This is a genomic window from Micromonospora haikouensis, assembly GCF_000876225.1.
In the GTDB taxonomy this organism is placed as follows: domain Bacteria; phylum Actinomycetota; class Actinomycetes; order Mycobacteriales; family Micromonosporaceae; genus Micromonospora; species Micromonospora haikouensis.
In genome coordinates, this window is record NZ_JXSX01000003.1 from 2,312,075 (window position 1) to 2,327,378 (window position 15,304).

General features: G+C 75.3%; 12 protein-coding genes. 9 read left to right on the top strand and 3 right to left on the bottom strand.

The window, feature by feature from the left end; all coding sequences use genetic code 11:
• Positions 1–93: 93 nt before the first annotated feature.
• A complete protein-coding gene (locus tag TK50_RS31160) occupies positions 94–1,545 on the bottom strand; it encodes a cryptochrome/photolyase family protein (RefSeq protein WP_043969090.1) in 1,452 nt (483 codons plus the stop codon).
• Between the two features lie 146 nt (positions 1,546–1,691).
• Between TK50_RS31160 and TK50_RS31165 the strand changes: the two genes are divergently transcribed.
• From TK50_RS31165 to TK50_RS31175, 3 genes are all read left to right on the top strand, one after another.
• The gene (locus TK50_RS31165) at positions 1,692–3,146 is read left to right on the top strand and encodes an MFS transporter (RefSeq protein WP_229405510.1); all 1,455 of its coding nucleotides are present in this window, start codon (positions 1,692–1,694) and stop codon (positions 3,144–3,146) included.
• Between the two features lie 107 nt (positions 3,147–3,253).
• Positions 3,254–4,342: an S-(hydroxymethyl)mycothiol dehydrogenase gene (locus TK50_RS31170; RefSeq protein WP_043969091.1), complete on the top strand. Its 1,089-nt coding sequence runs from the start codon at positions 3,254–3,256 to the stop codon at positions 4,340–4,342.
• Positions 4,339–4,968, top strand: coding sequence for an MBL fold metallo-hydrolase (locus TK50_RS31175; RefSeq protein WP_043969092.1), 630 nt, complete (start codon positions 4,339–4,341; stop codon positions 4,966–4,968). The genes TK50_RS31170 and TK50_RS31175 overlap by 4 nt, the downstream gene beginning before the upstream one ends.
• Before the next feature lie 52 nt (positions 4,969–5,020).
• Here TK50_RS31175 and TK50_RS31180 read toward each other — a convergent pair whose 3' ends face one another.
• Together TK50_RS31180 and TK50_RS31185 are read right to left on the bottom strand one after the other, a co-directional pair.
• Positions 5,021–5,866, bottom strand: a complete 846-nt coding sequence (locus TK50_RS31180; protein ID WP_043969093.1) for an MEDS domain-containing protein — start codon at positions 5,864–5,866, stop codon at positions 5,021–5,023.
• A gap of 77 nt (positions 5,867–5,943) precedes the next feature.
• Positions 5,944–7,359 (bottom strand): FGGY-family carbohydrate kinase, encoded by a 1,416-nt coding sequence (locus TK50_RS31185; protein WP_043969094.1) that lies wholly within the window; start codon positions 7,357–7,359, stop codon positions 5,944–5,946.
• A gap of 143 nt (positions 7,360–7,502) precedes the next feature.
• Here TK50_RS31185 and TK50_RS31190 point away from each other — a divergent pair, with 143 nt between their 5' ends.
• The 6 genes from TK50_RS31190 (at position 7,503) to nrfD (ending at position 15,297) form a co-directional block, all read left to right on the top strand.
• On the top strand, positions 7,503–8,642 hold the full coding sequence (locus TK50_RS31190; protein ID WP_338390916.1) for a DUF3626 domain-containing protein: 1,140 nt from the start codon (positions 7,503–7,505) through the stop codon (positions 8,640–8,642).
• A 196-nt stretch (positions 8,643–8,838) separates the two neighbouring features.
• Positions 8,839–9,543, top strand: coding sequence for a hypothetical protein (locus TK50_RS31195; protein ID WP_043969095.1), 705 nt, complete (start codon positions 8,839–8,841; stop codon positions 9,541–9,543).
• A gap of 91 nt (positions 9,544–9,634) precedes the next feature.
• Positions 9,635–9,943: a MazG-like family protein gene (locus tag TK50_RS31200; protein WP_043969096.1), complete on the top strand. Its 309-nt coding sequence runs from the start codon at positions 9,635–9,637 to the stop codon at positions 9,941–9,943.
• A gap of 107 nt (positions 9,944–10,050) precedes the next feature.
• Entirely contained in the window at positions 10,051–13,365 is a 3,315-nt protein-coding gene (gene fdh, locus TK50_RS31210; protein ID WP_241774153.1) for a formate dehydrogenase, read from the top strand.
• On the top strand, positions 13,358–14,287 hold the full coding sequence (locus TK50_RS31215) for a 4Fe-4S dicluster domain-containing protein (RefSeq protein ID WP_043969100.1): 930 nt from the start codon (positions 13,358–13,360) through the stop codon (positions 14,285–14,287). Before fdh ends, TK50_RS31215 begins: the two co-directional genes overlap by 8 nt.
• Positions 14,284–15,297 (top strand): NrfD/PsrC family molybdoenzyme membrane anchor subunit, encoded by a 1,014-nt coding sequence (gene nrfD, locus TK50_RS31220; protein WP_043969101.1) that lies wholly within the window; start codon positions 14,284–14,286, stop codon positions 15,295–15,297. The genes TK50_RS31215 and nrfD overlap by 4 nt, the downstream gene beginning before the upstream one ends.
• Positions 15,298–15,304: the final 7 nt, after the last annotated feature.

Sequence of the window (15,304 nt, forward strand, 5' to 3'; positions counted from 1 at the left end):
CGCCGACCCCGCTGGAGGGCGACCCCCCGGCGGCCCGGGGCGTCGCCGACCGGCGTCGCGGGTGAACCGACGCGCCGGGCGCCGCCGCCTGGGTCAGGGCGGGCTGCTGCCGCGCTTGTCCTCCTGCGCCAGCACCGCGTCGCGCAGCTGCGGGTCGTCGCGTTCGGCCAGCTCCGCGGCCAGCCGGGCGTCGCCGACGAGCCGGTCGTGGTTGCGGTGCAGGAACGCGTCGAACCCCCCGGTGTACGGGCAGGCCAGGTCGCCCAGCGTCGTCTCCGGCTGGTAGCGGCACCCGGTGCAGTAGTCACTGAGCTCGTCGATGTAGCGGCCGTCGACGGCGTACGGGCGGGTGTCGATGCGGCCCAGGTCGGCGTACTGGCTCATGCCGATGACGGTCGCGTTCATCACCCAGTCGGTGCCGTCGACGAAGCAGTCCCGGAACCAGTCCGCCAGCTCCGCCGGCCGCCAGCCGCGCTGCAGCGCGTAGTTGCCGAGCACCAGCAGGCGCTGCGCGTGGTGCGCCCAGGCGCGGTCGCGGACCCCGGCGAGCACGTCGGCCAGGCAGCGCGCCTCCACGGCGTCGGCGTCGAGCCCGGCGAACCAGTCGGGCAGCGGCTCGGTCGCGGCCAGCCAGTTGCCGCCCCGGTAGCCCGGCTCGTGATACCAGTAGAGCTGCCAGAGGAACTCCCGCCAGCCCAGCAGGCCCCGGATGAACGGCTCCACCGCCGACAGCGACGCGGCCCCGTCCCGCCAGGCGCCCTCGGCGGCCCGGACCGCCTCCGCCGGGTCGAGCAGCCCCAGGTTGAACGACGACGACAGCACGCTGTGGGTCAGCAGCGGGTCGCCCGCGCTCATCACCTCCTGGTAGCGGCCGTAGTCGGGCAGCCGGTGCGCCACGAAGTGCCGCAGCCTCGCGTCGGCCTCGGCGTGGGTGGCCGGGTAGCGGCGGGGGCCGTCGCGGCCGACGAACCGCACGCCGTCGCGCTCCCAGCCGTCCAGCTCGGCGCGGACCTCCGCGTCGATGTCGTCCTCCACGATCGGTGGGGGAGCCGGCGCCACCAGCCCGGCGGTGGCGGCGCGGCGGGGACGGCGGGGAACCCGCCCCGGCGGGCCCTCGAACACGCCGTGCTCGCGCCGCGCCCAGCGGTAGAAGTCGGACACCCGCAGCGGCCCCCGACGGTCGGCGTCGGCCCACGCCGCGAAGTCCTCCCGGCGGACGAGGAAACCACGCGGCGGCAGGACGGTCAGCCCCGGCACCGAGCGGGCGAAGGCCAGCCCGGCCCGCGACGGCGGGTGGCAGACTTCGACCGGCCCGTCGACGCGCTCCAGGGCCTGCCGGAACGTGTCGGCGCGCACCAGCAGGGCCCGGTCGCCCAGCTCGGCGGCGCGGTGCCGCAGCGCGGAGAGCAGCAGGTGCGCCTTCTGTCGGTGCATCGGGCGGCGCCGGAACAGCTCCCGGGCCTCCACGAGCAGCACCGGCTGCGCCGCGTCGTCGAGGAAGTGGGGCCCGAGTTGATCGGCGAGCAGCCACCGGCGGGAAGACATGTGTCGATTCTGCCCAGTCCGTTCCGACGCCGCCGCCCGGCACCGGCGTGTCCATCAGGTGGCGCACGCCACAGCGCCGCCCGGGTGGGCCGCGCCACGTTCCGCCCGCCCGTGGCGGACACCTGCGCGAGCGACGCCCATCATGGATGGATGACGCATCCCAGCCCGGTGGCGGGCGCCGCCGCGCGGCGGCCGGCGACGTCGCCGCGCTGATGGCCGCCGACCGGGCGTTCCACGCCGCCGCCGCGGTCGAGGCGACCGCCGCGCCCGGCCGCCGGGCCGTCGGGGTCTGGGCCGTAGCCCTCAGCGCGTACGTGGCGGCGGTGTTCCACCGCGGCTCGCTGGGCGTCACCGGGGTCGACGCGGCGCACCGCTTCGACATCAGCGCGGCCACGTTGGCCACCTTCACCGTCGCCCAGCTCGCCGTGTACGCGGCGATGCAGGTGCCGGTGGGCGTGCTGCTCGACCGGTACGGCTCGCGCCGGCTGCTCGTCGCCGGCGGCGCGTTGATGGTCGCCGGTCAGCTCTGCTTCGCGGTCGCCACGGACGTCGGCCTCGCCGTCGCCGCCCGGGTGCTGGTCGGCCTGGGCGACGCGATGACGTTCATCAGCGTGCTGCGCATCGTCGCGTTCTGGTTCCCCGGCCGGCGCAACCCGATGATGGTGCAGCTCACCGGCACCCTCGGTCAGCTCGGTGCGGTGCTGGGCGCCGTGCCGCTGGTCGCGCTGCTGCACCACGCGGGCTGGACCCCGGCGTTCCTCGGCGCCGCCGCGCTCGGCGCGACCGTGCTCACCATGGTCGTCGCGGTCGTCCGGGACACCCCGCACCGCGGGCCGGCCGCCGTGCCGGCCCCCGACCTGACGACGGTACGCCGGCAGCTCGCTGCGGCCTGGGCGCAGCCCGGCACCCGGCTGGGACTGTGGACGCACTTCGTCGCCCAGTTCTCCGGCTCGGTTTTCGCCCTGCTGTGGGGGTACCCGTTCCTGGTGCAGGGGCAGGGGATGGCACCCACCGCCGCCGCGTCCCTGCTCACCCTGATGACCCTGGCCAGCCTGGCGGCGGGCCCGGTCGTCGCCCACCTGTGTGCCCGCTACCCGCTGCGCCGCTCGGTGCTCGTGCTCGCCGTCACCGCGGCCACCGCCGCGGTGTGGGCGGTGGTGCTCGCCTGGCCGGGCCGTGCCCCGGGCTGGCTGCTGGTCGTGCTGGTGCTGGTGCTCGCCGCGAACGGCCCCGGCTCCGTCATCGGCTTCGACTACGCCCGCACGTTCAACCCGGCCAGCCGGATCGGCAGCGCCATCGGCATCGTCAACGTGGGCGGCTTCGTCGCCTCGATCGCGCTCGTGCTGGCCGTCGGGATCGTGCTGGACCTGGCGACCCCCGCCGGCCGGGCCGCCCCCGACCTGGACGCGTTCCGGTGGGCCTTCGCCGTGCAGTACGTCCTCTGGGCGCTCGGCGCGGTCCAGGTGCTGCGCTACCGCACCGCCGCCCGCCGGGTCCTCGCCGCCGCGCAGAGCATCGGCCGACCGGCCGAATCGGTCCAGGCCGCCCCGCCGGTGGTAACCCCCGCACGTCGGTGGGTCCGGCGAGGTGATCGGCGGTAGTTTCGCCGGGGAACGTGATCGGCGCGGGCAGCCCGCCGGCGCGTACCGCGTCGTCGGCCGGGGCCCGGTGGCGGCGACACCGACAAGCGCGTGGACCAGGAGGAATCGTGAGCCAGGAAGTCCGGGGAGTCATTTCACGGCGCAAGGGCGCGCCGGTCGAGGTCACCACCATCGTGGTGCCCGACCCGGGGCCCGGCGAGGCGGTGGTCCGCGTCCAGGCGTGCGGGGTCTGCCACACCGACCTGCACTACCGCGAGGGCGGCATCAACGACGAGTTCCCGTTCCTGCTCGGCCACGAGGCCGCCGGGATCGTCGAGCAGGTCGGCGACGGCGTCACCGACGTCGCCCCCGGCGACTTCGTGGTGCTCAACTGGCGGGCCGTGTGCGGGGTCTGCCGCGCCTGCCGCCGGGGCCGGCCGTGGTACTGCTTCGCCACCCACAACGCCGCCCAGAAGATGACGCTCACCGACGGCACCGTCCTGTCGCCGGCGCTGGGCATCGGCGCGTTCGCCGAGAAGACCCTCGTGCACGCCGGGCAGTGCACGAAGGTCAACCCGGCGGCCCGGCCCGCCGCCGTGGGCCTGCTCGGCTGTGGGGTGATGGCGGGTCTCGGCGCGGCCATGAACACCGGCGGCGTCACCCGCGGCGACTCCGTGGCCGTCATCGGCTGCGGTGGGGTCGGTGACGCCGCCGTGGCCGGCGCGGTCCTGGCCGGCGCGACGACGATCGTCGCGGTGGACACCGACTCCCGCAAGCTCGACTGGGCCCGCAGGTTCGGCGCCACCCACACCGTCAACGCCTCCGAGGACGACCCTGTGGAGGCGATCCGGGCCGCCACCGGCGGATTCGGCGCGGACGTCGTCATCGACGCCGTCGGTCGGCCCGAGACGTGGAAGCAGGCGTTCTACGCCCGCGACCTCGCCGGCACGGTCGTGCTGGTCGGCGTGCCCACCCCGCAGATGAGCGTGGAGCTGCCGCTGCTGGACGTGTTCGGCCGCGGCGGCGCCCTCAAGTCCAGCTGGTACGGCGACTGCCTGCCCAGCCGCGACTTCCCGCTGCTCACCGAGCTGTATCTGCAGGGCCGGCTCGACCTGGACGCGTTCGTCACCGAGGAGATCGCCCTGGACCAGGTCGAGGAGGCGTTCACCCGGATGCACCACGGCGACGTGCTGCGGTCGGTGGTGGTCTTCCCGTGACCGCCCGCGTCGACCACACCGTCACCTCCGGCACGTTCTCCCTCGACGGGCAGACCTTCGACGTCGACAACAACGTGTGGGTGATCGGCGACGACAGCGAGTGCGTCGTCGTCGACGCCCCGCACGACGTCGACGCGATCCTGCGTACCGTCGGCGGCCGGCGGGTGGTGGCGATCCTGGCCACCCACGCCCACGACGACCACGTGCGGGTCGCCCCGCAGCTCGCCCGGGCCACCGGCGCGCCGGTGCTGCTGCACCCCGACGACCGGGTGCTGTGGGACATGGTGCACCCCGACGCGGCCCCCGACGGCGAGCTGCGCGACGGCGCGACGGTCGAGGTGGCGGGCACCGAACTGCGGGTGCTGCACACCCCCGGCCACAGCCCCGGGGCGTGCAGCCTGCACGCCCCGCAGCTCGGCGTCGTCTTCACCGGCGACACCCTCTTCGCCGGCGGGCCGGGGGCGACGGGCCGCTCGTACAGCGACTTCGGCACCATCATCGAGTCGATCCGGACCCGGCTGTTCACCCTGCCCCCGGAGACGGTCGTGCACACCGGCCACGGCGACAGCACCACCATCGGCGCGGAGGAGCCGCACCTCGCGCAGTGGCTGGCCCGGGGCCACTGACGGTCAACGGTCACCTGACGCCGGCCGGCCGGGGGTGCCCGGCCGGCCGGCGTCAGTCCTCGTCGGCCAGGCCGCCGCGCACCAGCTCCAGCAGCCGCGCCAGCCCCGGCCGGCAGCCGACCAGCCGTACGCCGCGCGGGCCGGCCCGCACGAGCGTCGCGGCCGAGCGCACGTCGACGAAGCTCAGCCCGGACAGGTCCAGCACGACGGGCTGCCGCGCCGGCGTCTCCTCGGTGACCGCGGCGAGCAGCGCCGCGAAGGCGTCCCGGTTGCTGCGGTCGACCTGCCCCACCAGCCGCAGCCCCGCCGGGTCGGCCGTGCGGTGGGCGCGCAGCAGCGGTGTCCAGCGCGGCCCGCACGCCGGGGCGGCGGCGGCCGGGTGCGCGGACATCATCGCCTGACACCACTCGGTGGAGAAGATCCGCCGGTCGTAGAGGCACAGGCCGGCCGCCCGGCCGTCGAGGAAGAGCGCGCTGGCGGCGGCCTCGTAACGGCGCAGCGTATCGATGCCGACCTGCCGGCGCGCCGCCCAGGCCATGTCCCCGACCAGCCGTACGCCGGGGTGGCCCTCGCGGTGCGCCGAGGCGATCTCGGCGGCGAGGGCGTCGACGACCCGTTCGGGCCGGAACCGGCCCCCGGCGAGGTAGCTGTAGCCGCAGGGCACGATGCGCAGCTCACCGGCGTGCGGCGCGGGCCCGGGGGCCGCGCCGTGGCGGGCGGCGGACGCCCGCACGTCTTCGGCGGACAGCGCGTCGAGGAAGCAGACGACCCGGTGGCCGAGCCGCAGGCCGGCGGCGGCGAACCGGCCCACGGCGTCGAGACCGTCGGTCTCGTCGTCGTGGAACCAGCAGACGTGGTCGCCCAGCTCCACCTGGTCCACCACCGCGGACGTGGTCACCTCATCGCCTTCCGGTCGACGCGCCTCCCACTGTAACCCCGCAGCGGTGCGGCGACCGGTGTCGCGGCCTGCCGCCCTCAGCCGGCGCGGTCGAGAACGTTCGCCCTGGCCGCCGCGTACCGTTCGCGGATCGCCGGCACGGCGTCCGCCTCGTGCGTCTCCACCTGCCCGATCGTCCACGGTGGCGGCTGCGGCCCACCGGAGAGCGTCCAGGCCGCCTGGCGGGCGGCGCCGTCGGCGACGTACTCCCCGGGTGGGGGGACGAGCACGGGGCGGCCGAAGACGGCGGGCGCGATCCGGCGGACCGCCTCCGAGTGGGCGCCGCCGCCGACCAGGATGACCCGGTCGACCGTCGTGCCCTGCGCGAGCATCGTGTCCAGCCCGTCGGCGAGCGCGCACAGCATGCCCTCCACCGCCGCGCGGGCCAGGTGGGCGGGGGTGGAGGTCCGCAGGGTCAGGCCGTGCACGGCCCCGGTGGCGTGCGGGCGGTTCGGGGTGCGCTCGCCCTCCAGGTAGGGCACCAGGACCAGCCCGTCGGCGCCCGCCGGGGCGGACAGGGCCAGCGCCGACAACCCCGCGTGGTCCACCCGCAGCATGGCCGCGGCCGCGTCCAGCACCCGGGCGGCGTTGAGCGTGCACACCAGCGGCAGGAACCGGCCGGTCGCGTCGGCGAACCCGGCGACGATCCCGCTCGGGTCGGCGGTCGGCACGTCGGAGACGGTGGACACGATGCCGGAGGTGCCGATCGACACGATCACGTCGCCCGGCCCGGCGCCGACACCCAGCGCCGCGGCGGCGCAGTCGCCGGCACCGGCGCCCAGCGGCGCGCCGGTGCGCAGCCGACCGGCCCGGCCGGTCGGCGCGAGCACCTGCGGCAGCAGCACGTCGTCGCGGCCGAACGCCAACCCGAACAGGTCCTGGCGGTAGCCGCCGGTGGCGGCCGACCAGTATCCGGTCCCGCTGGCCTCGCTGCGGTCGGTGCGCAGCGCGTCGAGCCCCGGCGCACCGGACAGCCGCCAGGTCAGCCAGTCGTGCGGTAGACACACCGCAGCGGTACGGGCGGCGTTGCGCGGCTCCGCCGAGGCCAGCCAGCGCAGCTTCGTGACGGTGAAGCTGGCCACCGGCACCAGGCCGACCGCCTCGGCCCAGGCCCGCCGGCCCGCCTCACCGCCGCCCAGGTCGGAGATCAGGTCGGCGGCGGCGTCGGCCGAGCGGGTGTCGTTCCACAGCACGGCGTCCCGGACCACCGCGCCGTCGGCGTCGAGGCACACCATGCCCTGCTGCTGCCCGGCGATCGAGGCGGCCGCCACGTCGTCCAGCCCGCCGGCCCGCGCGACGGCGTCGGCCAGCGCGGCCTCCCACGCGGCCGGCGGCACCGCCGTGCCGGCCGGGTGCGGTGCGCGCCCCTCGCGCACCAGCCTGCCTGTCTCGGCGTCGCGGACGACGACCTTGCACGACTGGGTCGACGAGTCGACTCCGGCCACGAGCGGCACGGGCCCTCCTGCGCGGCTCGGGGACACGGGCGGGAATTTGTTCAGCAGATGAATTATTCGAATCGGGTCCGGCCCCTGTCAACCGGCCGGCGGCGCGAAATGCGCTACGAGCCTCGGGCAGCGGCCCGGCACAATCGGCCCTTGTGCCCCGCCCACCCCGAACGGCGCGCCCCGGCCCTGCCGCCGGCCACCCACCGCTGACCCCGGCGCAGGCCGCCGCCCTGGCGCACGTGCGCCGGTCGGCGCTACTCCGACGCCCGGCGACCCGCGCCGTGATCGCGCGGCACCTGGCCGCCTCCGGCGTCGGCCGCCGGCCGCAGGAGCTGGTCGCGGCGGTCGCCGCGCACGGCCGGCTGACCGTGAACTTCCACCCCGACCGGCTGCTCGCCGACGGGCGGACGGTGGCCGACGCGCTGGCCGCGCAGGGCGTCTACCGCAGCCAGTTCGCCACGGGCATCTCCAACGGCGGCCTGACCGCGTTCCCCGGCGGCGACCGGGACCGCTGGGAGGAGGCGATGTTCGGCGGCGCCTACCAGGCGACAGGCGTGCTTCCGGCCGACCGCCCGACGTACGGCGGGCTCAACCTGCTCGACCACCCCGACGGCGCGTGTCCCCGGTTCGGCTCCTGCCACCTGCGGCTGCGGCCGCAGGTGCTGGCCCGCGCCACGTTCTGCTTCGGCGACAGCCACCTGGAGCCGCCCCACCTCGGCACCGTCGACGTGCCCGAGCCGGTGCTGGCGGAGCTGCTCGACGCCACCGCCGGCACGGGCGTCAGCCTCGGCGTCGCCGGGACGGACCCGGCCACCCTGCTCGGGGCCCTGTTGCGCCGCCGCGACCGGGACGCCTGGCGCGCCGGCCCGGCCGTCCGCGCGCTGGACGACTACGTCGAGGCGCAGATCCACGGTGCGGTCGTCCTCGGCCGCGACGTCGAGGCGTTCGTGCTCGACCCGTCGTTCGCGGGCACCCGGGTGGGCCGGGTGCTGGCCGACCTGGCGGCGCGCCACGGGGCGGCGCTGCACTGGCACGCGGGCTTCGAGCTGCCGGTCGACGGGGTCGACGCCGAGTTCCGGGGGTCCGGCATCCCGCCGCTGGCCGCCCGGATCCACGCCGAGTTCGCCCGCCCCGGCGAACCGGTCGACGCCGCGCTGATCGGCCGGGCCGCCGCCTCGGCGGTCACCGAGCCCGACCGGTGGGCCGACCGCGGCCCGCTGGCGGCCACGCTGCAGGACCTCAAGATGCTCTGGCACGTTCTCGTCCGGTTCGGGGCGCCGCGCGCCCGCTGACCGGTGTCGACCGTCGTGTCCGGTTGCGGGCGTGACCGGGACCGCACCCCGGCCGCTGCCACCCGTATCCGGAATGACGGACACGTGAAGCTGGTTGTGTCCCCCGTACCGCCCGCCGGTAAACCCCACCGGCCGGGGCGGGTCCCGAGGGGCGCTCACTCCGGAGCGCGTCGTGTCGACCGAAAGGGCAACCATCGTGAAGGCCGACTTCACTCGATGGCTCCCGGCCATCGCGAAGACCACGAACCGCAGGACCGTCCTGACCATCAGCGGCGTCGCCGTCCTCGGCGGCCTGGCGTTCGGCCCCACGGCCGTCGCCGCCCCCGTCACCACCGGCCCGCACGCGGGCGCCGTCGCCGCCATTGACCTGGCCACCGGCAAGACCCGGGAGGGTGCCACCGCCGAGTCCGCGCTGACCACCGGCGCGGGTGCCGGCACGTCCACCCCGTCGACGGGCAAGCCGAGCCGCGACGAGCTGATCCCGCACGGCGTCGAGGGCGCGCAGTCGCGCATCCCGCTCGACGACGCGCAGGTGGCCAACGCCAGGGCCATCGTCGAGGCCGCCAAGGAGAGCGGCGTCGGCGAACGCGGCGCCGTGATCGGCGTGGCCACCTCGCTGCAGGAGTCGAAGCTGTACAACCTCGGCCACCTCGGCGCGTACAACGACCACGACTCGCAGGGCCTGTTCCAACAGCGCCCGTCGTCCGGTTGGGGCTCGCCCGACCAGATCACCGACCCCGAGTACGCGTCGAAGGCGTTCTTCGGGGCGCTGAAGAACGTCGGCGGCTGGCGGGAGCTGCCGCTGACCGCCGCGGCGCAGACGGTGCAGGTGTCGGCGTACCCGTACGCGTACGCCCAGTGGGAGGAGCAGGCCGCCGACATCGTCGCGCAGCTGTGGTGAGGTGACGACACCCGAACGCCCCGTGCCGCCGGCACGGGGCGTTCGCCTCCCCGGGTGCGGCCCCGCACCGCCGTCGGGGTTCACTTCCCCCATGGACGAGTCGATCTGGGATGCGGTGCGGGCGGCGCGCGGGTGGCTCGACGCCGCCAACGGCGCCGGGGACGCGGAGTTGACCTGCCGGATCCTCAAGCTGACCGAGGAGGCGGGTGAGGCCGCCGGGGCGTGGATCGGCGTGCTCGGGCAGAACCCCCGCAAGGGGGTCACCCACACCCGCGACGACGTGGCCGCCGAGCTGGCCGACGTGGCGTTCACGGCGCTGGTGGCGATCGAGAGCCTCGGCGGCGACGCGCGGGCCGCGCTGCTGGCGTGCGCCGAGAAGGTCCGCGCCCGGCAGCGGTGAGCACCGCCCCCGGCGGCGGAAAAAGATCCGCTGAGGGTCGCGGCGCGGCGGGCGCTGGCCTATGTTCAGAACGTCAGCTTCTGTCGCCGGGGAGGGGGTGCGCGCCGATGGGTCTGCGGACGTTCCTCGCGGGCTGGCCCGTCTACCGGCAGCTCACCGGCACCGACCCGCTCGGCCGGGGCGCGGCGGCCCAGTCGGCCCGCTCGGCGGCGCTGACGGCCCGCACCGAGACCGCCGACAGCGTGGCCCGCTCGGTCTGCCCCTACTGCGCCGTCGGCTGCGGGCAGCGGGTCTTCGTCACCGACGGCCGGGTCACCCAGATCGAGGGCGACCCGGACAGCCCGATCTCCCGTGGGCGGCTGTGCCCGAAGGGCTCGGCCAGCAAGAGCCTGGTCACCAGTCCGCTGCGGCAGACGACGGTGCGCTACCGCCGGCCGTACGCGACCGAGTGGGAGGACCTGGACCTCGACACCGCGCTCGACATGATCGCCGACCGGATCCTCGCCGCCCGCGAGGACACCTGGGAGGACGTCGACGACGCGGGCCGGCCGTTGCACCGCACGCTGGGCATCTCCAGCCTCGGCGGGGCGACGCTGGACAACGAGGAGAACTACCTCATCAAGAAGCTGTTCACGGCGATGGGGGCGCTCCAGATCGAGAACCAGGCCCGCATTTGACACTCCGCCACCGTCCCCGGTCTGGGGACCAGCTTCGGTCGCGGCGGCGCGACGGACTTCCAACAGGACCTGGTCAACGCTGACGTCATCGTCATCCAGGGCTCCAACATGGCCGAGGCCCACCCGGTGGGTTTCCAGTGGGTGATGGAGGCCAAGCGGCGCGGCGCGAAGGTCTTCCACGTCGACCCCCGGTTCACCCGCACCAGCGCGGTCGCCGACACGTACCTGCCGATCCGGGCGGGCACCGACATCGCGCTGCTCGGCGGCGTGGTGCGCCACATCCTGGAGAACGAGCTGGACTTCCGGGAGTACGTGCTGGCGTACACCAACGCGGCGACGATCGTCAGCGACCAGTTCGCCGACACCGAGGACCTCGACGGGCTGTTCTCCGGCTACCGCCCCGACACCGGCTCGTACGACACGTCGAGCTGGCAGTACGCCGGCCACGAGGGCCACGCCGAGATCACCGGCACCGGCAAGGAACGCGACAGCGCGGCCGGGCTGCGCCACGAGTCGCACGGCATGCCGGTGCCCACGCCGGCGCAGCGGGACGAGACGCTGCAGCACCCGCGCTGCGTCTACCAGATCCTGCGGCGGCACTTCGCCCGCTACACCCCGGAGATGGTGGAGCGGGTCTGCGGCATCCCGCAGGAGAAGTTCCTGGAGCTGGCCGACGCGTGGGCGGCCAACTCGGGCCGGGAACGCACCGGCGCGCTGGTCTACTCGGTGGGCTGGACGCAGCACAGCGTCGGCGTGCAGTACATCCGCACCGGCGCGATCATCCAGACCCTGCTGGGCAACATGGGCCGCCCCGGCGGGGGAATCCTGGCGCTGCGCGGGCACGCCAGCATCCAGGGCTCCACCGACATCCCCACGCTCTACAACCTGCTGCCCGGCTACCTGCCGATGCCGCACCACGCCGACCACGAGACGTTCGACGACTGGGTCGACAGCATCCGCCACCCCGGCCAGAAGGGCTTCTGGAGCAACTCCCGGGCGTACGCGGCGAGCCTGCTCAAGGCGTACTGGGGGGACGCGGCGACGCCGGAGAACGACTTCTGCTACGACCACCTGCCCCGGATGACCGGCGACCACGGCACCTACCAGCAGGTCCTCAACATGATCGACGGGAAGATCCGGGGCTACTTCCTGCTCGGCCAGAACCCGGCGGTCGGCTCCGCGCACGGCCGCGCCCAGCGCCTCGGCATGGCCAACCTCGACTGGCTGGTCGTGCGCGACCTGTTCCTCATCGAGAGCGCCACGTTCTGGAAGAACAGCCCCGAGGTGGCCACCGGGGAGATCGTGCCGGAGCAGTGCCGCACCGAGGTGTTCTTCCTGCCGGCGGCCTCCCACGTGGAGAAGGAGGGCACGTTCACCCAGACCCAGCGGCTGTTGCAGTGGCGGGAGAAGGCCGTCGACCCGCCGGGCGACGCCCGCTCGGAGCTGTGGTTCTTCTACCACCTCGGCCGGCGGCTGCGGGAGAGGCTGGCCGGGTCGCCGCACCCGCGCGACCGGGCGCTGCTCGACCTGACCTGGGACTACCCGACGCACGGCCCGCACGCGGAGCCGAGCGCCGAGGCGGTGCTGCGGGAGATCAACGGCTACGAGGTGGCCACCGGCCGCCCGCTGTCGGCGTTCACGCAGGCCCGCGACGACGGGTCCACCGCGATCGGCTGCTGGATCTACACCGGCGTCTACGCCGACGGCGTCAACCAGGCCGCCCGCCGCCGCTCCCGCCACGAGCAGGACTGGGTGGCCGCGCAGTGGGGCTGGGCGTGGCCGGCGAACCGGCGCACCCTCTACAACCGGGCCTCCGCCGACCCGCAGGGCCGCCCGTGGAGCGAACGCAAGAAGTACGTGTGGTGGGACCCGGACGCGGGGGAGTGGACCGGCTACGACGTGCCGGACTTCGAGAAGACGAAGCCGCCGACGTACCGGCCGCCGGAGGGCGCCTCCGGGGTGGCGGCCATCGCCGGCGACGATCCGTTCATCATGCAGGGTGACGGGAAAGCGTGGCTGTACGCGCCCAGCGGCGTGCTCGACGGCCCGCTGCCGGCGCACTACGAGCCGGCCGAGTCCCCGATGCGCAACCCCCTGTACGGGCAGCAGGCCAACCCGACCCGCAAGGTCTACGAGCATCCGGTCAACTCGGTCAACCCGAGCCCGCCGGAGGCGCACAGCGCCGTCTTCCCGTACGTGTTCACGGTCAGCCGGCTCACCGAGCACCACACGGCCGGCGGGATGAGCCGCACCGTGCGTCCGCTGGCCGAGTTGCAGCCGGAGATGTTCGTGGAGGTGTCCCCGGAGCTGGCCGCGGAGGCGGGCCTGGCGCACCTGGGCTGGGCGCACCTGGTCAGCGGCCGGGCGGTGATCGAGGCGAAGGTGCTGGTCACCGACCGGCTCACCCCACTGCGGGTCGACGGCCGGATCATCCACCAGTTGTGGCTGCCGTACCATTTCGGCACGGAGGGGCTGGTCACCGGCGACTCGGCCAACGACCTGTTCGGCATCACCCTGGACCCGAACGTGCTGATCCAGGAGAGCAAGGTCGGCACCTGCGACGTGCGGCCCGGCCGGCGGCCCACCGGGCCGGCCCTGCTCGACCTGGTCGCCGACTACCGGCGGCGGGCCGGGATGACCCCGCAGCGCCGCGTCCCGATCGTCACCACCGACGCGGCCGGCAGCACCGACGAACGCTCGCCGGAGGCGTCGGCCGACGAGCAGAACAGGGGCGGGGATGCCTGACGCCAACAGCCTCTACGGGCCGCTGGACCCGGCCCCGGACGCCGGCTGGACCGACGCCCAGCCCCGGATGGGTTTCTTCACCGACACCAGCGTCTGCATCGGCTGCAAGGCATGCGAGGTCGCCTGCAAGGAGTGGAACGACGTGCCGGGCTCCGGGCTGGACCTGCTCGGCATGTCCTACGACAACACCGGCGCGCTGACGGCGAACTCGTGGCGGCACGTGGCGTTCGTCGAGCAGCCCCGCCCCGCCGCCCCGGCCGCCGACGCGCCGGGCAGCAGCGCCGCCGGCCCGCAGTTCCTCGGCATGCCCGGCGCGCAGCCGCCCGGCCGCGGCACCGGCGCCCAGACCCGCTCCGACTTCCGCTGGCTGATGATGTCGGACGTGTGCAAGCACTGCACCCACGCCGCCTGCCTCGACGTGTGCCCCACCGGGTCGCTGTTCCGCACCGAGTTCGGCACGGTCGTGGTGCAGGAGGACATCTGCAACGGCTGCGGCTACTGCATCCCCGCCTGCCCGTACGGGGTGATCGACCAGCGTAAGGGCGACGGCCGGGCCTGGAAGTGCACCCTGTGCTACGACCGGCTCGGCGCGGGCCTGACCCCCGCCTGCGCGCAGGCGTGCCCCACCGAGTCCATCCAGTACGGCCCTCTCGACGAGTTGCGGGAACGGGCCGCGCAGCGGGTCGCCACCCTGCACGAGCGCGGCGTGCCGCAGGCCCGGCTCTACGGCCACGACCCCACCGACGGCGTCGGCGGCGACGGGGCGTTCTTCCTGCTGCTCGACGAACCGGAGGTGTACGGGCTGCCGCCCGACCCGGTGGTCACCACCCGGGACCTGCCCCGGATGTGGAAACGTGCCGGGCTGGCCGCCCTGGCCATGGCGGCGGCGGCCGTCGCCGCGTTCGTCGGAGGTTCCTCGTGAGCGCACCGCACCGGCCGGTCGGTGACCGGTTCCGCCGCTACCGCAGCGGACGCGGCGGCGGGGAACAGGTGACCGTCCCGCCGGCCGAGTTCACCTCCTACTACGGCCGCCCGATCCTGAAGCCGCCGGTGTGGAAGTGGGACATCGCGGCGTACCTGTTCACCGGCGGGTTGGCCGCCGGGTCGTCGCTGCTGGCCGCCGGTGGGCAGCTCACCGGCCGGCCGGCGTTGCGTCGCGCCGGCCGGGTCACCTCGCTGGCGGCGGTCACCGCCAGCGCGTACTTCCTCGTCAACGACCTGGGCCGGCCGGCCCGCTTCCACCACATGCTGCGGGTGGCGAAGCCGACCTCCCCGATGTCGGTGGGCACCTGGATCCTCACCGTCTTCGGCCCGGCCGCCGGGGTCGCCGCCGTCGCCGAGGCCGCGCCGTGGCTGCCCGAGCGGGGCGTGCTCGGCGTGGGGCGGCGGCTGCTGCCCGCCGCCGGGCGGGCCGCCGGACTGGTCGCCGCCGCCACCGCGCCGGCCCTGGCCACGTACACGGGGGTGCTGCTCGCCGACACGGCCGTGCCGTCGTGGCACGAGGCGTACCCGGAACTGCCGACGATCTTCGCGGGCAGCGCCCTGGCCAGCGGCGCCGGCGTGGGCCTGCTCGCCGCGCCCTGCGCCCAGGCCGGCCCGGCCCGGCGGTTGGCCGTGGCCGGCGCGGCCCTGGAGCTGTGGGGCGCGCACCGGGTGGAGACCCGCCTCGGCCTGCTCAGCGAGCCCTACCGCACCGGCGTGCCCGGCCGGCTGTTGCGTGCCGGCCGGGCGCTGACCGCCGCCGGGGTCCTCGGCGCGCTGGTCGGCCGCCGCAGCCGGCTGCTGTCCGGCCTGTCCGGCGCGGCGCTGCTCGCCGCGTCGGTCGCCACCCGGTTCGGCATCTTCCACGGCGGCGTCGCCTCCGCCCGCGACCCGAAGTACACGGTGGTGCCGCAGCGCGCACGCGTCGACCGTCGCGCCGCGCAGGGCTGACGCCCTC